Here is a 17,727-nt window from a genome sequence, read left to right on the forward strand (position 1 = left end):
AAGGTCCCGGCGTTTATGGTCAGACACGGGTGTCGGCCGTAGATTGAAGATCGGGGAGAGGGGTGCGGGATGCCGAGTCAGGATCGCGTCGCGCCCGGCACGGAAGCGCGAGCCTGGGCCGTCGGGCCGTCGTCCTCGCAGGACCGCCTGCGCGGCCTCCTCCGCGCGGTCGAAACGGTGGTCGGCGAGATCGAACTACCCGTCGTGCTGCGTCGGGTCGTCGAGGCGGCCGTGGACCTCGTGGATGCCGAGTACGGCGCGCTCGGCATCATCGCCGCCGATCGGGTCTCGCTCGACCAGTTCATCCACGTCGGGCTCGACGCGGAGGCGGCGGATGCCATCGGCCACCTGCCTCGCGGACGCGGGATCCTCGGCGCGCTCATCGCGCACCCCCAGCCCATCCGGCTCGGCCACCTCGGCGAGGACCCTCGGGCTGCCGGGTTCCCTGCGCACCATCCGCGCATGGACTCCTTCCTGGGCGCACCGGTGCGCGTGCGCGGCGAGGTGTTCGGCAACCTGTACCTGACGAACGCACGGCGCGGCTCGTTCACTGGCGAGGACGAAGAGCTCGTCCGCGCCCTGGCATCCACCGCCGGTTTCGCCATCCAGAACGCCCGCCTCTTCGACGAAGCCCGCACCCGAGCGGCGTGGATGACGGCGACGGCCGAGCTGTCGGCGGCCATCCTCTCCACCCCGCTGGACAACATCCTCGACCTCCTGGCCGGACGCGTCGCCGATCTGGCCCCGGGAAGCCGCGTGAGCGTGCTCGTCCCCATCGACGACTCCCCCGTGCTGCGGGTCGCCGCGGCGCGAGGACCCGGCGAGGACGAGATCCTCAACACCACCGCGGGCGGGACCGGGGGCGTCTCGGGCAGGGCCATGGAGACCGGCAGCCTGCGCTTGGGGACCGTCGCACGCACGCCGGGTGCTCGCGATCCGGCGCTCCTCACCACCGACGACGAGGAGGGGCCGGTCATCGCCGTGCCGTTGCGCACGAGACAGCGGACATGGGGCGCGCTGAGCGTTGCCCGCTCCCCCGGCGAGCGCGGCTACTCGCCGGTGGAGCTCGAAGTGCTCGGCGACCTCGCCTCGCAGGCCAGCATCGCGTGGGAGCTCTCCCGGGCGCGCGGCGAGCAGCAGCGGGCGATCCTGAACGACGAGCGCGCCCGCATCGCGCGTGACCTGCACGACCACGTCATCCAGCAGATCTTCGGCGCGGGGCTGACCCTCCAGTCCCTGGCCGCCGCCCTGCCCGACACCGGCGACCGTCACCGGATGGACGAGGTCATCCGCCAGCTCGACGACGCGATCGCGCAGATCCGGACCGTCGTCTTCGCCCTGTCCGCCCGCGACGGGGGGTCGCTCCGCCACCGGCTCATCGACGTGGTCGCGGAAGCGTCGGGAGCGCTGCGTCGACCTCCCGCGCTGCGTTTCTCCGGCCCGGTCGACAGCACCGTCCGGGGGCCGCTCGCGGACGACGTCGTCGGTGTGGCCCGCGAACTCCTGACCAACAGCGTGCGCCACGCGGACGCGAACACGATCTCGCTCGACGTCGGGATCGGCAGGAACGACGTGTGGGTGGTCGTCGCCGACGACGGAACGGGCATCCGCGACCCCCGGCGCAGCGGTCTGGCCAATCTCGCCGACCGCGCCGAGGCGAGGGGCGGGGCATTGACGATCGAAACCGGAACCGGGGGGACCCGCGCCGAATGGCGCGTCCCGCTCGCCGCGGAGGGAGAGGCGCGATGATCCGCGTGTTCCTCGTCGACGACCACGAGATCGTGCGTCGCGGGCTGTCGGATCTGATCGACGGCGCCGACGGGTTCGAGGTGGTCGGCGAGGCCGGGACTGTCAGGCAGGCGCTCGCGCGCCTGGAGGCCGCCCGGCCGGACGTCGCCGTTCTGGACGTGCGTCTCCCCGACGGGAGTGGAATCGACCTGTGCCGCCGCATCCGCTCCGCGATGCCCCACGTCGCCTGCCTCATCCTCACGGCCTACGACGACGACGCCGCCACCTATGCGGCGGTGCTCGCGGGCGCGTCGGGGTACCTCCTGAAGAACATCGGTGCGATGCGCCTGCTCGAGGACATCCGGGCCGTGAGCACGGGGCGCCGGCTCCTGAATCCCGCCGCGGCCGCGCGTGCCGCATCGAGCCTGCGCGACGGGGCCGATGACGACCCGCGGTGGGGGTCGCTGGGCCTGCGCGAACGACAGGTGCTCGCCCTCATCGCCGACGAGTTGACCAACCGGCAGATCGGCGAACACCTCGGTCTGGCGGAGAAGACCGTCAAGAACTACGTGTCCTCGCTGCTGATGAAGCTCGGCGTCGAGACGCGGACGCAGGCGGCGGTGCTCCGGCTCGGCCATCCCGACCGCTGACGCCGACGGGACCTTCGACCCGTCCCCTCCCCGGCCGCCCTTCTACTCTCGGGGCGTCCGGAGGGAGTCACACATGGAGCGAGTGGTTCTGGGCTACGACGGGAGTCCCGCGTCCGAGGCCGCCCTGGAGTGGGTCGCGCACCGCGCGCGCGGCCGACGGACGGAGCTCGACATCGTCCTCGTCACGAACATGTTCCTCTCCGACCGGACCGTGGCGGGGACGGTTCTGGAGGCCGCCGCCCGCCGGTGGCGCGACCTGGCTCCGGACTCCCCGGCCAACGTCGTCCGGCTCGACGGCACCATGCCCGCGACATTGACGAACGCCGCGCGGGGCGCCGGCCTGCTCGTGCTGGGGATTCAGGCGGGATCGCGGGTGCGGACCGTACTCGGCGGATGGATGCCGCTGCGCGCGGCGTTGCAGTCCGGCGCACCCACGGCCGTGATCCCGGCCGGCTGGGCGGCGGGCGACGATCCCGTCGCCGTCGGCCTCGACGACGACGATTCCTCGATGGCGGCCGTCGACTTCGCCGCGGCGGAGGCGTTCTCTGCGGGTGCACCGCTCCGCGTCATCCATTCGTGGCTCATGGGAGGTTCGCAGGTGCAGGGGACGACGGCGTTGCTGCCGAGTCCGCAGCGCGTCGCGCGCGAGCACGCCCGGATCCTGGATGCCACCGTCGAACGCGTGCGCTCGGAGTTCCCTCACCTCGACGTCCGGCGCGAGCTGGTGCGGGACAACCCCACCTCGGCCCTGACACGCGCGGCGGCGCGCAGCCGCATGGTGGTCATCGGGTCGCACGGCCGCGGCGTCATCAGCGGAAGTCTGCTCGGGTCGGTGGGCCTCGATCTGGTCGGCGTCCTCGAGCGTCCCGTGTGCATCGTCCCCCGCCGTCGACCGCTCACCAGGGAAGAGGGACTCCCGGCCAGGTCGTGAAGGTCTCACCGGGAACGTCGGCGCCCGCGCGAGCGACCCGCACGATCTCACGGGCAGCGTCTTCGACCGTGTCGGTGCCCTGGAACCGAACGAGCGCGGTGTTCGCGAAACCGGGGGAAACCAGGTTCACCTTCACCGGCGATCCCTCCATCTCGATGCTCATCGCGAGAGACAGCGCATTGAGCGCGGTCTTGGATGCCGCGTAGACCGGGTCGAACATCTGGCGCCACCCGGAGTTCGGATCCGCGGCGGCCGCGAGGGATCCGAGACCGCTGGTGACGTTGACGACGCGCGCATCCTCGGATGCGCGCAGGAGCGGGAGCATGGCCTGGAAGACGGCCAGCGGCCCGAGGACGTTCACCTCCCACACGGCCCGAACCTCGTCGATGGGCACCACGCTCGGGCGCGTCATCTCCCGCAGGGCGGCGATGTCAGCGGCCTCGCGACTGCTCGCGGTGGCTGCGTTGTTGATGAGCACGTCCAGCCGGCCATACGCGTGACCGATGACGTCCGCCGCGGCCGTGAGCGACCGTTCGTCGGTGACGTCGAGTTGAACGGCGACGGCCTTCGGGCCCACCTCTACGGCCGCTCGTTCGCCTTTGCGAAGGTCGCGAGAGCCCAGGTAGACCACGTGTCCGTTCGCGGCCAGCTCGCGGGCCACGGCCTTTCCCATTCCTTGATTCGCGCCGGTGATGAGCGCCACGCGTCGGTCTGTCATCGTCATTCCTCACGTCAGAACTACTATGGGATACCATGTGGACAGGTGTCCGTTACGAACGGTACGGCCTAAACGGACGATTGTCCAGAAGGGCGAGAGTGAGAGACGAAGACCCGCAGCCCGCGGATGACGGGGCACGCGCCAAGCGATCGGATGCGACGCGGAATCGCGCGAACATCGTGACGGCGGCCAGGGACGTGCTCGCAGGCGACGGGGACGCCTCGATGCACGCCATCGCCAAAGCGGCGGGCGTCGGACAGGGCACGCTCTACCGCCACTTCCCCACACGGGAGGCGCTCGTCATGGCCGTCCACCGCACCGACATCGCTGGACTCGTCGACGCGGCGCCACTTCTTCTCGCGCAGCACGATCCCGTCCTCGCGTTGAGACTGTGGCTGGATCACCTGGCGCAGTACGGACGGATCAAGAGGGGCCTGGGGTCAGCGCTGCACACCGTCATGCATGACCAACTGATGACGGAGGGCTACGCTCCCGTCCTCCGCGCCCTCGCGCATCTGTTGGAGGCCGGCGCCCGTGAAGATCGCATCCGCGCCGACGTCACCGCGGATGAGGTGATGCTGCTCCTGGGGTTCCTCTGGCGCATCGAAGCCGATGAGACCTGGTCCTCGCGCGTGGAACGCATGCTGGATCTGGTCGTGGACGGGCTCCGACCGCGGGGAAGCGAGCGGGGGCACGCGAGCCTCTAACGCAGATCAGCCCCGCTCGAAAGCGGGGCTGATCTGGTGAAAGTGGCGGTGACGGTGGGATTTGAACCCACGGTAGGGGGTTACCCTACACAACTTTTCGAGAGTTGCACCTTCGGCCGCTCGGACACGTCACCGCCGACCAGCTTACGACACTCCGCGGGATGCCGCGAATCCGCGCGGCACGGGGCGTTCGGCATCCAGTCCTCCATCGTCGAGACACAGCTCTGGCACCGGTCCCACACCGATGCCAGGATCAGAGCATGAGCGTGATCGAGAACTCCAAACTGACCGTCGTCGGCGCGGGGAGCGTCGGGGCCAGCGTCGCGTACGCCGCCCTCATCCGCGGGTCGGCGCGGCACGTCGCCCTCTACGACATCGCCGAGGCGAAGGTCGAGGCCGAGGTTCTCGACCTCGCACACGGCACCCAGTTCACCGGCTCGAGCGACATCACCGGGGGCAGCGACGTGTCGGTCGCCGAGGGGTCGCACGTCGTCGTCATCACGGCCGGCGCGAAGCAGAACCCCGGCCAGACGCGCACGGAGCTGGCCGCGACGAACGCCGGCATCATCCGCTCGATGATGCCCGAGCTGCTCGCGGTCGCCCCGAACGCGATCTACGTCATCGTCACGAATCCGTGCGACGTGCTCACGGTCCTCGCCCAGCGGGCCACGGGACTCCCCCCGCACCGGATCTTCGCCTCGGGCACCGTGCTCGACACCTCGCGCCTGCGCTGGAAGATCGCGCAGCGCGCGGGCGTCGCGACCTCCAGCGTCCACGCCTGGATCGTCGGCGAGCACGGCGACACGGAGTTCCCGCTGTGGTCCACCGCGACGATCGGCACGGTACCGATCACCGAGTACGACCTCCCCGACGGCACCCGGTTCGACGAAGCCGAATTGGATGCCATCGCCGTCGACGTCCGCGACGCGGCGTACAAGGTCATCCAGGGCAAGGGCGCGACGAACTACGCCATCGGGCTGTCCAGCGCTCGCATCGTCGAGGCGATCCTTCGCGACGAGCACGCGATCCTCCCGGTCAGCACCGTCCTCGAGGACTTTCACGGCATCTCGGGCATGGCCCTGTCGGTGCCGTCCGTCGTCAGCGCGCGGGGCGCCGTGCCCCTCACCGGCACGCCGTTCTCCGACCGCGAACTTACGCTGCTCCGGCGCTCGGCCGATGCCCTCACGACCGTGGCGGAGTCGCTCGGCGACTGACCGCCCAGCGCCCCGGCGGGTGCCTGTCCGCCATGAACGCGATCCGCGCCGAGAAACGCGTTGCCACCGCGTTCATGCCCGTGGATCGCGTTTATCGGGATGCCGCTGACACCGCGCGCCGGCCATGTCGGAGGGCCCGCGTAGCCTGGGCGCATGGCATCCCGTCGCCCCTCCCCCACGGCCGCTCCGTACCGGTGCACCGAGTGCGGATGGACGACACTGAAGTGGGTCGGCCGGTGCGGCGAGTGCCAGTCCTGGGGCACGGTCGTCGAGGCCGCCGAGCAAACGGGCATCACCCGGTCCGTCACCGCCGTCGCCCCCGGCGCCGCACGTGCGGCTCGCCGCATCACCGAGATCGACACGCACGACGCCCCACGGAGAACGAGCGGCGTGGGCGAGTTCGACAGAGTGCTGGGCGGGGGGATCGTGCCGGGCGCCGCCATCCTGCTGAGCGGCGAGCCCGGCGTCGGCAAGTCCACGCTGCTCCTCGAGGTCGCGGCTCAAAGCGCCCGCGCCGGTCGTCGCGTGCTGTACGCGAGTGGTGAGGAGTCCGCGGCGCAAGTGCGCCTGCGCGCCGAGCGCACCGGCGCGCTGCACGACGAGCTGTTCCTCGCCTCGGAAACCGACCTGGCCACGATCCTGGGCCACATCGACCAGGTCGAGCCCGAGCTGCTCATCGTCGACTCCGTGCAGACCGTTTCGTCCGCGCTGAGCGACGGAGCGGCGGGTCAGCCCGCCCAGGTGCGGGAGGTGGCATCCACTCTCATCCGGATCGCGAAGGAGCGGGGGCTGCCCATCGTCCTCGTGGGCCACGTGACCAAGGACGGCACGATCGCGGGCCCCCGCGTGCTCGAGCACCTCGTCGACGTCGTCTGCCACTTCGAGGGCGACCGACAGACCTCTCTCCGTTTCGTCCGCGCGTTGAAGAACCGCTTCGGCCCCACCGACGAGGTCGGCTGCTTCGACATGACCGGCAGCGGCATCGCCGAGGTCAGCGACCCGAGCGCGCTGTTCCTCGGGCACGGCGACCCCGAACCCGGCACGTGCGTCACGATCGCGATGGAGGGCCGCCGCGCACTCCCCGTCGAGATCCAGGCCCTCGCCGTGAAGCAGACCGCCCCCAATCCGCGTCGCATCGTCAACGGCGTCGACTCGTCGCGCGTGGCGATGGTCCTGGCCGTCCTCGAAAGCCGTATGGGCGTGTCACTGGCCGACAAAGACGTGTACGTCTCGACCGTCGGCGGGGTGCGGCTGGTCGAGCCCGCGGCCGATCTCGCCATCGCCATCGCCGTGGCCAACGCCGTGCAGAACCGCACGGTCTCGAAGCGGCTCGCGGCGATCGGCGAGCTGACGCTGACGGGAGAGATCCGCAACGTCACGCAGGCGGCGCAACGCGCGTCCGAGGCCGCGCGGCTCGGGTATCACACCGTCCTCGACTCGTCGTCGCGCAAGCTCGCCCAGGCGCTCAACGAGTTGAAGGTGCGGGGGATGCCACGCGACGAGGTCGCGCCCGAGTTCTAGGGCCGCGGCCGGGGTGCGCCGGTCAGCGACCCGGCGGAGCCGAGCGGCGACGGCGGTGCGGCGACGTGAAGCCGAGCAGGACGGGGATCGCGAGTCCGGCGGCGCACACGGCACCGGCGATCAGGTACTCCATGCCCCGAGTCTTGCACGCGGGCCTCACCCGCGCGAGTCGGACACGTCACCCGCAGAGCGTCGCTCCGCCGCGCCTCCGGGTTCTGGCATCCCTGCCATCACCGCTCCCCGCCCGGCTGCGCACGACTCCGGCGCATCCAGCCCACCGCGTGCCGCGCGACGGCCGCCGCGCACGACCGCAGGAGTTGTGCCGACGAGCACACCCGAGTGGCGCCGCCGGGTAGTACCGGCCGAGGTGCGCGGCGGCTCAGGCGTCGAGGGCGGCGAGCAAGTCCGCGGGGCTGGCCTGGATCGGGTGCGGGCCCGCGATGTCGATGAACACGGTCGTGATCTCGTCGCGGTGGTGGTCGAGGAACGCCCGCAGCCACGAAGGTGACTGCAGGGCGACGTGCGGCGGCAGGGTCTGGGGCTTGTGCGCCGCGTCGCTGAACAGCAGCAGGGCGATCTGGCCCGTGTTCGGATCGCGGTAGGTCCACACCTCGCCGACGTCGAGCGGGTTGTCGGCCTCGCCGGCTCGCATGAGCGGCACGACGGTCGGCCCGTGGCGGAGCGCGAAAGCGATCGCCGCCATGTCCTGCGTCTGCAGGGCGTCGGTGAGGGCGGTGTTCTTGAACTCCACGTCAGGCTTCTTTCCCTTGCGCTTCTTTCCGCCGGCCATCCTTCGACCCTATCCGCGGCATCCCCCGCGTGCCCAGCGGAGGAGATGCGGTGTGCGGAGGACCCCGACCGCCGCGCGCGTCCTCCCGTCGCCCCATGTCCTCCGCTCGTCAACCCCAGCCGCCGGGCCTACGCCAAGAATCCGCGCAACAGCGCCTCACTCCCGGCAAGGTGATCGCGCATCGCGGCCTGCGCGGCATCCGGTCTCCCGGCGAGGATCGCCGACACGATCGCCGCGTGCTGTGCGGTGGAGTGATCGATGTTGCGCGGCAGGAGGGGGAACGTGTCGAGCCACGCGTTCACGCGCGCGCGGTTGTCGGCGACGAGAGGGACGAGCGAGGGGATGCCGGCGAGCTCCGCGATCGTGAGGTGCAGGAGCGTGTCGAGCCGGCGGTAGTCCTCGCCGCCGGCGACGGCCGCGGCCTCGTGCCGCGCCCACAGCACGTCCCGCTCCTCGGGGGCGAGCGTGCGGCCCCCCGCCGCCCAGGCGGCTCCGGGTTCGAGCACGCCGCGGAGGGCGATGACGTCGTCCAGCTCATCGGCGGACACCTCCGCCGGACCCGCGGGCCGCGGCACGGGGTCGACGACGAACGTCCCGCCGTAGCGTCCGCGCCGGGTCTCGAGCCAACCGGCATCCGAGAGCTCCCGGATCGCCTCGCGCACCGTGTCGCGGCTGACGCCGTACAGCGCGGCGAGTTCGCGTTCCGCGGGCAGCGACTCCCCCGGTGCCACGAGCCCGAGCCGCACGGTCTGGACGATGCGCGCGGTGGTGTCCTCGAGCGCGTTGCCGCTGCGGACGGGCCGGTACACGGCCCGGCGCAGGTCGTCCAGGGGCGCGGAAGTCATCCCGTCAGCCTGTCATGCCACCGGTCACAGGGGCGTCACGTACGCGTTGGTGATACCGCCATCGACGACGAACGCTGTCGCGGTGATGAAGGAGGCGTCGTCGGATGCCAGGAACGCCACGGCCGCGGCCATCTCCTCGGGCTCGGCGAACCGGCCCATCGGCACGTGCACGAGCCGGCGCTGCGCGCGCTCGGGGTCCTTCGCGAACAGCTCCTGCAGGAGCGGGGTGTTCACCGGTCCGGGGCACAGCGCGTTCACGCGAATCCCCTGCCGCGCGAACTGCACGCCGAGCTCGCGGGTCATCGCGAGCACGCCGCCCTTGGACGCGGTGTACGAGATCTGCGAGGTAGCCGACCCGAGCAGCGCGACGAAAGACGCGGTGTTGATGATCGACCCGCGGCCCGCCGGCACCATGTGCCGCAGCGCCGCACGGGAGCAGAGGTACACGCTCTTCAGGTTGACGTCCTGCACGCGATCCCAGGCGGGCAGTTCCGTCGTCTCGATCGAGTCGTCGTCGGCGGGGGAGATGCCGGCGTTGTTGAACGCGATGTCGACGCGGCCGAGTTCGGCGGCGACGCCGTCGAAGAGGGCATCGACGGATGCCTCGTCTGCGACGTTCACCTGACGGAAGACCCCGTCGACCTCGGCGGCCGCCGCAGCGCCGGTGGTCTCGTCGAGGTCGGCGATCACGACGCGCGCGCCCTCGGCGGCGAAACGGCGGGCGGTGGCGAGGCCGATGCCCGACGCACCGCCGGTGACGATGGCGACGCGGTCGCGCAGCCGCTGGGTGAGGTCGACGGTCATGTGCTGTGGTTCCTTACGCATGAGGGTGGGGTTGGGAGAAAGGGGGGTCACTCGGTGGCGTAGAAGACGTTCTTCGTCTCGGTGAACTGCTCGGCGGCATCCGGACCCAGCTCGCGGCCGAGGCCCGACGCCTTCATGCCGCCGAAGGGCGTGGCGTAGCGCACCGACGAGTGCGAGTTCACGGACAGCACGCCGCTGCGCACCCCGCGCGAGACCCGGATGCCACGACCGAGGTTCTCGGTCCAGATCGAGCCCGCGAGACCGTACGCGGTGTCATTGGCGAGGCGGATGGCCTCCGCTTCGTCCTCGAACGGAAGCACGGCGAGGACGGGTCCGAACACCTCCTCCTGCGCGATGCGGTCGCCGGGCTGCGCGAGTACGACGGCGGGAGCGAACCAGAAGCCGTCGCCTTCCGGCGCCGAGCCGCGGAACGCCACGTCGGCACCGTCGAGGAACCCCGCGACGGTGGAGCGGTGGGATGCCGAGATCAGCGGCCCCATCTGGGTGTCCTCGTCGTGCGGGTCACCGACGCGCCACGCGGCGACGGCGGGTTCGAGCAGCTCGAGGAACCGGTCGTAGACGCGGCGCTGGACGAGGAGGCGGCTGCGCGCGCAGCAGTCCTGGCCCGCGTTGTCGAAGACGGAACCCGGCACCCCGGCCGCGGCTTTCTCGAGGTCGGCATCCGCGAAGACGATGTTGGCGCTCTTGCCGCCGAGTTCGAGGGTGACGGGCTTGAGGAGTCGCGCGCACCCGGCGGCGACCTCGGTGCCGACCTCGGTCGAGCCGGTGAAGACGACCTTGTGCACGTCGGAGTGCGACACGAATCGCTGGCCGACGACCGAACCCGAACCGACGACGACCCGGAAGAGCCCCTCCGGCAGCCCCGCCTCGAGCGCCAGCTCCCCGAGGCGGATGGCGGTGAGCGGCGTCAGCTCGGCCGGCTTCAGCACGACGGCGTTGCCCGCGGCGAGCGCCGGGGCGAAGCCCCACGCGGCGATCGTCATGGGGAAGTTCCAGGGCACGATGATCCCGACGACGCCGTACGGCTCGTGGTACGTCACGTCGAGACCCCCGGCGACGGGGATCTGCTTCCCGATCAGGCGTTCCGGCGATCCGGCGTAGTAGTTGAGCACCTGCGCGACGTGCCGCGCCTCCCACCGCGCCGAGCCGATCGGGTGCCCGGAGTTGCGCACCTCGAGCGCCGCGAGCTCCTCGACGTGCGCCTCGACGACGCGCGCGAACGACCGCAGCGCATCGGCACGGGCGACCGGGGCGAGGGCGGCCCAGGCGCGCTGCGCGCGGACGGCGTCGGCGACGGCGGCATCCACCTCGGCGACCTCGGCTCGCTCGAGCGTCGTGATCGGGATGCCGGTCGAGGGATCGGTGACGGTGAAGGTGCTCATGCGGGAACTTCCTGGTGCGTGGAGGAACGTGCGGCGCGGTGAGCCGCTGCGGCGGCGACGAGCCCGAGGAACAGACGCCGGTCCTCGGCGTTCTCCTCGGGATGCCACTGCACGGCCACGAGGTAGTCGTCGCCGGGCGTCTCGATGGCCTGTACGAGTCCGTCGTCCGTGCGCGCGGTGACCCGCAGCCCCTCGCCGACCCGGTCGATGCCCTGGTGGTGGTAGCTGTGGACGGTGAGCTCTCCGGCACCGACGAGGCCGGCCAGCCGGGTTCCGGCATCCACCTCGACGACGTTCTCGGCGAAGACCCCTCCGCCGATCTTGTAGCGCTCGGTACCGAGGGCCTCGGGCAGGTGCTGGTGCAGCGTGCCGCCGAGGGCGACGTTGATGAGCTGAAGCCCCCGGCAGATGCCGAAGACCGGGATGCCACGCTCCCGCGCCCCGGCCAGGAGGGCGAGCTCCCACGCGTCGCGGTCGGCGCGCGGCGGGTCGGTGAGCGGGTGCCGTTCAGCGCCGTACAGCTCGGGCTGCACGTCGAGGCCGCCGGTGAGGATCAGTCCGTCGAGACCGTCGAGCACCGCGGCGGCGGCCTCGACGGGCCGGGGCTGCGGCGGGAGCAGCACCGCGGTGGCGCCCGAGGCGGTGACGGCGTCGAAGTACTGCTGCGGCAGGAACGACGCACGCACGTCCCAGACGCCCTGGGTGGCGCGTTCGAGGTAGGTGGTGAGCCCGACGACGGGGGTCCGGGCGGGATCAGAGACGCTCGAAACCACGCACGCGCTCCCAGTCGGTCACGGCCGCGTCGAAGGCTTCGACCTCGATGCGCGCCTGGTTCAGGTAGTGCTCGACGACGTCGTCGCCGAAGGCGGCGCGCGCCACGGTCGACTCCGAGAACAGCTTCGCGGCCTCGCGGAGCGTCGTCGGCAGCGTGTCGACGCCGGCGGCGTACGCGTTGCCCGTAAGCGGCGCGGGCAGCGGCAGCTCGTTCTCGATGCCGTGAAGGCCGCCCGCGATGATCGCCGAGATCGCGAGGTAGGGGTTCACGTCGCCGCCGGGCACGCGGTTCTCGACGCGCAGCGACCCGCCGTGGCCGACGACGCGCAGCGCGCACGTGCGGTTGTCGATGCCCCACGCGACGCCCGTGGGCGCGAACGAGCCCTTGGCATACCGCTTGTACGAATTGATCGTCGGGGCGTAGAGCAGCGTGAACTCACGGAGGGTGGCGAGGATGCCGGCGATCCAGTGCTCCATGAGCGGGCTGAAGCCGTGTTCGCCGTCGCCCGCCATGACGGCGTCGCCGTTCTCGCCGCGCACCGACAGGTGGATGTGGCAGCTGTTGCCCTCGCGCTGGTCGAACTTAGCCATGAAGGTCAGCGACTTGCCGTGCCGGTCGGCGATCTCTTTCGCGCCGTTCTTGTAGATCGTGTGGTTGTCGGCGGTCTCCAGCGCCTCGGCGTAGCGGAACGCGATCTCCTGCTGCCCGTCGTTGCACTCGCCCTTGACGCCCTCGCAGTACATTCCCGCGCCGTCCATGCCGCGGCGGATGTCGCGCAGCAGCGGCTCGAGCCGGGTCGTGGCGAGGAGGTTGTAGTCGACGTTGTAGTCGGTCGAGGCCGTGAGCCCGGTGTAGCCGTTGGCCCAGGCGTCCCGGAAGGAATCGTCGAAGACGATGAACTCGAGCTCCGTGCCGACGTACGGGGTGAGCCCGCGCTCCGCGAGCCGGGCGCGTTGGGCGTTCAGGATGCCACGCGGCGACTGCACGACCGGAGCGCGGTCCTCCCACTCGAGGTCGGCCATGACGAGCGCCGTCCCCTCCTGCCACGGGACGCGGCGCAGCGTGTCGAGGTCGGGCACGAGCAGCATGTCGCCGTACCCCTTCTCCCAGCTCGACATCGCATAGCCGTCGACGGTGTTCATGTCGACGTCGACCGACAGCAGGTAGTTGCATGCCTCGGCTCCGTGGGGCAGGACCTCGTCGCGCCAGAACCGGGCGGCGACGCGCTTGCCGACCAGACGCCCCTGCGCGTCCGGGAACGCGACGACGACGGTGTCGATCTCGCCGGAGTCGATCGCGGCATCCAATTCCGCGGTGGTGAGATTGCCCGCCATGGTCTCCCTCTCGCCTGCTGGGGTCCTCCGTGTCGGGGGACGTAACGAGGAACTTACACGCCAAAGGTAGACAGGTCGACCAATGGAGCGCCATGATTCTCCGCAAGGCGCTCCCGACGCCTGTCCGCATACATCAGGAGGCTCCATGTCCACCTCGAGCAGTTCGCACAAAAAGGTCGCCGGGGCCACCTATACGGCGACCGAGTCCACCTACTTCGAGAAACGCACTTTGAAACGGTCGGCGGGCGTCTGGGGCCTGTGGGGCCTCGCCGTGGCCGCGGTGATCTCGGGCGACTTCTCGGGCTGGAACTTCGGTATCGGCTTCGCCGGGTTCGGAGGGATGCTGATCGCCTTCGTCGTCTTGGTGCTCATGTACTACGGCCTGACGTTCTCGATCGGCGAGATGGCCGCCGCCATGCCGCACACCGGGGGCGCGTACTCGTTCGCGCGGTCCGCGATGGGACCGTGGGGAGGCCTGGCCACCGGCCTCGCCGAGACAATCGAATACGTCGCGACGACAGCCGTCGTCGTCTACTTCTCGGGGCAGTACGCCGACTCGGCACTCGAACTGCTCACCGGCGTGAGCCTTCCCCCCTTCGTCTGGTGGCTCATCCTCTACGCCTTGTTCATCGCCCTCAATGCCGCGGGAGCCAACATCTCCTTCGCGTTCGCGATCGTCGTCTCGGTGATCTCGATCGGCATCATCGTCGTCTTCGGCGTGATGGCGCTGGCATCCGGCGTCTTCGACTGGGGCTCGCTGTGGAACATCGCGCCCGACCCGGGGCAGTCGGAGTTCCTGCCGTTCGGGGTGGGTTCCATCCTTCTCGCCCTCCCGTTCGCGATGTGGTTCTTCCTCGGCATCGAGGAGCTTCCCCTCGCCGCGGAGGAGTCGCACAACCCCGCCCGCGACATCCCGCGCGCGGGGCTCTGGGCCCGTGGCACGCTCATCATCACGGGCCTCATCGTGCTGTTCCTCAACACGGGCGTGCTCGGCGCCGAAGAGACCGGCGGCTCCCTCGAACCCCTCCTCGACGGGTTCCGCGCGATGGTCGGCGACCAGGCCGCGGCGCTGCTGTCACTCCTCGCGCTGATCGGTCTGCTCGCGTCACTGATGGGCATCATGTTCGCCTACGGGCGCAACATGTACTCGCTCTCGCGGGCCGGCTACTACCCCCGCTGGTTGTCGCTCACCGGTGCCCGCAAGACCCCGTGGGTCGCGCTGGTCTTCGGTGCCGTGCTCGGATTCCTCGCCCTCGTCATCGTCCAGGCGGCCGGCGGGGATGCCAGCCCCGCCGGCGCCATCGTGCTGAACATCGCCGTGTGGGGCGCCGTGGTGGCGTACTTCCTGCAGATGGTGTCGTTCATCGTGCTGCGGCGGAAGTTCCCCCACGCGCTGCGTCCGTACAAGAGCCCGTGGGGTCTGTTCGGCGCGTACTCGGCGGCGATCATCGCGGCCATCGTGTTCTTCGGCCTCCTGCTGAACCCCGCGTACCTCCCCGCGATCGTCGCGATCATCGTGGTCTACGCGGTCATCTTCATCGGCTTCGCGGTCTACGGACGCCACCGGCTCGTGCTCTCGCCGGAGGAGGAGTACGCCCTGTCCGGCGGGCTGCACCGCGACCCGCAGGAAGAGGGCTACGACGCGATGGAGGGCGAGGTCTTCGGCGAGAAGCGCTCCTGACCCGAACGCGTCAGCGCAGGATGAATGACACCGTTCCGGCCGACGGGATGCCGCCGATCGAGACGCTCAGGTGATACGTGGCGCCGCCGCCCGGAGCGAAGGGACGCTCGCCGTCGCACGACGACACGGACGAGCGGGTGCGGTCCCAGGTCAACGGCGCGGCACTCGTGACCTGCTGTCCGGCGGCGAGGGTGACCTCCATGTCGCTCGGCTCGGACTGGCAGTCCGTCGAACGCCACCACACGTCGGACCCGCTCGTCACGGTGAAAGACTGCGCGCTCGTCCCGACGTTCATCGTGCAGTCGTTCGCGGACGTGTTCGTCAGGCGGATGGACAACTGCGGGTTCTCGCCCTGGCCGTACTCCTCCCTGTCGGTGAGCGCCTCCACCGAGATGTCGGCGGGGCTGCACTCGACCGGCCCGGCGGGCGCGGTCGGCGTCGGGGTGGGAGTGGGGGTGGGTGACACGACGGGGGCAGGCGTGGACGGCGCGGGGGCGGCGGAGCTCACGGCGGGCGCCGGGTCGGCAGCGGGGGCCGAGCGCCACGGCGGCGCCGCGACGAGCCACACGACGACGCCGATCACGATCAGCGCGAGAAGCACGGCGGCGAGACGGCGACGACGGTAGACCGCCGGGGATTGCCGCCGCCTGCGGGGGGCATCGGTCATCGTTCCAGCGTAAGCCGCGCGGCTGTGGGCCCGCGCCATGCCGCGGTCATAGCTGCTTCAGCATCCGCGTGTTGCCGAGGGTGTTCGGCTTCACGTGCGCGAGGTCGAGGAACTCGGCGACGCCCTCGTCCGGGCTGCGAACGAGCTGGGAGTAGACGTCGGGGTCGACGACCTGCTCACCGATCGGCGCGAAACCGCGGCGCGTGAAGAAATCGACCTCGAACGTCAGGCAGAACAGCCGCGTCACACCGAGCGCGCGCGCGTTCTCCTCGAGCACCTCCACGATCTCTCGGCCCACGCCGTGGTGCAGCCAGTCCTCGTGCACGATGAGCGTGCGGATCTCGCCGAGGTCCTCCCACATGACGTGCAGGGCGCCGCAGCCGATGACCACACCGTCGATCTCCGCGACGACGAACTGCTGGACCGATCCGTACAGCACGACGAGGTCCTTGCCGAGCAGGATTCGTCGCTGAACGAACGGCTCCAGCAGTTCGTGGATGCGGCGAACGTCGGCGGTCCCGGCGGGGCGGACGACGAACGGCGCGGCAGAAGTCATCGTCCCAGCGTACGACGAAGGGCCCGGATGCCATGGCATCCGGACCCTTCTCTCGTTCGGTCGTCAGCTCCCGGCGACGATGTCCGGCGTGGCCGAGATCTCGCCGGCCGTGCCGACACCGATCGCGACCTTGTCGCCGCGGGGAGCGGTGTCGAACGTGAACTGTCCGTTCTCGACGCCGACCTTGACGTGGTCACCGGACTCGAGCTCACCGTGCAGGATCTTCTCGCTCAGTCGATCCTCGACCTCGCGCTGCATGGCGCGACGCAGCGGACGAGCACCGAGGGTCGGGTCGAAGCCGATGTCGATGAGCTTGTCCTTCGCCTCGTCCGACAGCTCCACCGTCATGTCGCGGTCGAGAAGGCGGTCGGCCAGACGCTTCACGAACAGGCCGACGATCTGCCGGAGCTCGTCCTTGTTCAGCTGCGGGAAGACGATGACATCGTCGACGCGGTTGAGGAACTCGGGCTTGAAGTGGCGCTTGAGCTCTTCGTCGACCTTCCCCTTCATCCGCTCGTAGGACGTCTGCGCGCTGCCCTCGACCTGGAAGCCGACCGGACCACCGGCGATCGCCGACGAACCGAGGTTCGTCGTCATGATGATGACGGTGTTCTTGAAGTCGATGACGCGGCCCTGACCGTCGGTCAGTCGCCCCTCTTCGAGGATCTGCAGCAGCGAGTTGAAGATGTCGGGGTGAGCCTTCTCGATCTCGTCGAAGAGCACCACCGAGAACGGCTTGCGGCGCACCTTCTCGGTGAGCTGTCCGCCCTCTTCGAAGCCGACGAACCCGGGAGGGGCACCGAACAGACGCGAGACGGTGTGCTTCTCGCCGAACTCCGACATGTCGAGGGAGATCAGCGCGCCCTCGTCGTCGAAGAGGAACTCGGCGAGCGCCTTGGCCAACTCGGTCTTTCCGACACCGGTGGGGCCTGCGAAGATGAACGAACCGGAGGGGCGCTTGGGGTCCTTGAGGCCCGCGCGCTGACGACGGATCGTGCGGGAGAGAGCCGCGATCGCCTCTTCCTGGCCGATGACCCGCTGGTGCAGGGCCTTCTCCATGAACATGAGGCGGCTGGACTCCTCCTCGGTGAGCTTGAACACCGGGATGCCGGTCGCCTGGGCGAGCACCTCGGCGATCAGACCCTCGTCGACCACCGCGTGGGAGGCGACGTCGCCGGAACGCCACTGCTTCTCGAGGCGAAGACGCTCGGCGAGGAGGGACTTCTCCTCGTCGCGGAGCGACGCGGCCTTCTCGAAGTCCTGCTCCTCGGAGGCGAACTCCTTCTGCTCGCGGACCTTGGCGATCTTCTCGTCGAACTCGCGCAGCTCGGGCGGCGACGACAGGATCGACAGCCGGAGGCGCGCGCCGGCCTCGTCGATCAGGTCGATGGCCTTGTCGGGCA

17 protein-coding genes and 1 tRNA gene are annotated in these 17,727 nt (G+C 70.4%); 7 read left to right on the forward strand and 11 right to left on the reverse strand.

Going from position 1 to position 17,727, the window contains the following annotated elements:
* The first annotated feature begins 69 nt into the window (after positions 1-69).
* The 3 genes from D8Y23_RS10950 to D8Y23_RS10960 all read left to right on the forward strand — a co-directional run bounded on the left by D8Y23_RS10950 (position 70) and on the right by D8Y23_RS10960 (position 3,309).
* Positions 70-1,749 carry a sensor histidine kinase gene (locus tag D8Y23_RS10950; protein WP_128218178.1) on the forward strand — a complete coding sequence of 560 codons (1,680 nt, stop codon included), beginning with the start codon at positions 70-72 and terminating at the stop codon, positions 1,747-1,749.
* Entirely contained in the window at positions 1,746-2,378 is a 633-nt protein-coding gene (locus D8Y23_RS10955; RefSeq protein ID WP_128218179.1) for a response regulator, read from the forward strand. Before D8Y23_RS10950 ends, D8Y23_RS10955 begins: the two co-directional genes overlap by 4 nt.
* Before the next feature lie 73 nt (positions 2,379-2,451).
* On the forward strand, positions 2,452-3,309 hold the full coding sequence (locus D8Y23_RS10960; protein WP_128218180.1) for a universal stress protein: 858 nt from the start codon (positions 2,452-2,454) through the stop codon (positions 3,307-3,309).
* On the opposite strand, the gene D8Y23_RS10965 is transcribed toward D8Y23_RS10960, so the two are convergent.
* On the reverse strand, positions 3,275-4,027 hold the full coding sequence (locus D8Y23_RS10965; RefSeq protein ID WP_128218181.1) for an SDR family NAD(P)-dependent oxidoreductase: 753 nt from the start codon (positions 4,025-4,027) through the stop codon (positions 3,275-3,277). The genes D8Y23_RS10960 and D8Y23_RS10965 overlap by 35 nt on opposite strands.
* A 35-nt stretch (positions 4,028-4,062) precedes the next feature.
* Between D8Y23_RS10965 and D8Y23_RS10970 the strand changes: the two genes are divergently transcribed.
* Positions 4,063-4,734: a TetR/AcrR family transcriptional regulator gene (locus tag D8Y23_RS10970; RefSeq protein WP_128218182.1), complete on the forward strand. Its 672-nt coding sequence runs from the start codon at positions 4,063-4,065 to the stop codon at positions 4,732-4,734.
* Positions 4,735-4,777: 43 nt separating this feature from the next.
* Here the strand turns inward: D8Y23_RS10970 and D8Y23_RS10975 are convergent.
* Positions 4,778-4,868 (reverse strand) — tRNA-Ser (locus D8Y23_RS10975).
* A 126-nt stretch (positions 4,869-4,994) separates the two neighbouring features.
* On the opposite strand from D8Y23_RS10975, the gene D8Y23_RS10980 reads away from it, so the two are divergent.
* Together D8Y23_RS10980 and radA are read left to right on the forward strand one after the other, a co-directional pair.
* Complete coding sequence (locus tag D8Y23_RS10980) at positions 4,995-5,948, forward strand: L-lactate dehydrogenase (protein WP_128218183.1); 954 nt, start codon at positions 4,995-4,997, stop codon at positions 5,946-5,948.
* A gap of 153 nt (positions 5,949-6,101) precedes the next feature.
* Positions 6,102-7,469, forward strand: coding sequence for a DNA repair protein RadA (gene radA, locus D8Y23_RS10985; RefSeq protein ID WP_128218184.1), 1,368 nt, complete (start codon positions 6,102-6,104; stop codon positions 7,467-7,469).
* A gap of 379 nt (positions 7,470-7,848) precedes the next feature.
* Here the strand turns inward: radA and D8Y23_RS10990 are convergent, their stop codons facing one another.
* From D8Y23_RS10990 to D8Y23_RS11015, 6 genes are all read right to left on the reverse strand, one after another.
* Positions 7,849-8,259, reverse strand: coding sequence for a dehydrogenase (locus D8Y23_RS10990; RefSeq protein WP_128218185.1), 411 nt, complete (start codon positions 8,257-8,259; stop codon positions 7,849-7,851).
* A gap of 128 nt (positions 8,260-8,387) precedes the next feature.
* Positions 8,388-9,104, reverse strand: a complete 717-nt coding sequence (locus D8Y23_RS10995; protein ID WP_128218186.1) for a FadR/GntR family transcriptional regulator — start codon at positions 9,102-9,104, stop codon at positions 8,388-8,390.
* Positions 9,105-9,128: 24 nt separating this feature from the next.
* A complete protein-coding gene (locus D8Y23_RS11000; RefSeq protein ID WP_128218187.1) occupies positions 9,129-9,908 on the reverse strand; it encodes a 3-oxoacyl-ACP reductase in 780 nt (259 codons plus the stop codon).
* A gap of 47 nt (positions 9,909-9,955) precedes the next feature.
* Positions 9,956-11,311: an aldehyde dehydrogenase family protein gene (locus tag D8Y23_RS11005; protein ID WP_128218188.1), complete on the reverse strand. Its 1,356-nt coding sequence runs from the start codon at positions 11,309-11,311 to the stop codon at positions 9,956-9,958.
* Entirely contained in the window at positions 11,308-12,084 is a 777-nt protein-coding gene (locus D8Y23_RS11010; protein ID WP_128218189.1) for a gamma-glutamyl-gamma-aminobutyrate hydrolase family protein, read from the reverse strand. The genes D8Y23_RS11005 and D8Y23_RS11010 overlap by 4 nt, the downstream gene beginning before the upstream one ends.
* Positions 12,065-13,420, reverse strand: coding sequence for a glutamine synthetase family protein (locus tag D8Y23_RS11015; protein ID WP_128218190.1), 1,356 nt, complete (start codon positions 13,418-13,420; stop codon positions 12,065-12,067). Before D8Y23_RS11015 ends, D8Y23_RS11010 begins: the two co-directional genes overlap by 20 nt.
* A 145-nt stretch (positions 13,421-13,565) precedes the next feature.
* Here D8Y23_RS11015 and D8Y23_RS11020 point away from each other — a divergent pair, with 145 nt between their 5' ends.
* A complete protein-coding gene (locus D8Y23_RS11020) occupies positions 13,566-15,101 on the forward strand; it encodes an amino acid permease (protein ID WP_128218191.1) in 1,536 nt (511 codons plus the stop codon).
* A 10-nt stretch (positions 15,102-15,111) separates the two neighbouring features.
* Here D8Y23_RS11020 and D8Y23_RS11025 read toward each other — a convergent pair whose 3' ends face one another.
* From D8Y23_RS11025 to D8Y23_RS11035, 3 genes are all read right to left on the reverse strand, one after another.
* Complete coding sequence (locus D8Y23_RS11025) at positions 15,112-15,768, reverse strand: hypothetical protein (RefSeq protein ID WP_205797032.1); 657 nt, start codon at positions 15,766-15,768, stop codon at positions 15,112-15,114.
* A 46-nt stretch (positions 15,769-15,814) separates the two neighbouring features.
* Entirely contained in the window at positions 15,815-16,324 is a 510-nt protein-coding gene (locus D8Y23_RS11030) for an amino-acid N-acetyltransferase (protein ID WP_128218192.1), read from the reverse strand.
* Between the two features lie 63 nt (positions 16,325-16,387).
* Positions 16,388-17,727: AAA family ATPase (locus tag D8Y23_RS11035; RefSeq protein WP_164878215.1), on the reverse strand; the 1,340-nt coding region annotated here is incomplete at its 5' end.

It is taken from the genome of Microbacterium enclense, from assembly GCF_004022425.1.
Taxonomy (GTDB): Bacteria; Actinomycetota; Actinomycetes; order Actinomycetales; family Microbacteriaceae; genus Microbacterium; species Microbacterium enclense_A.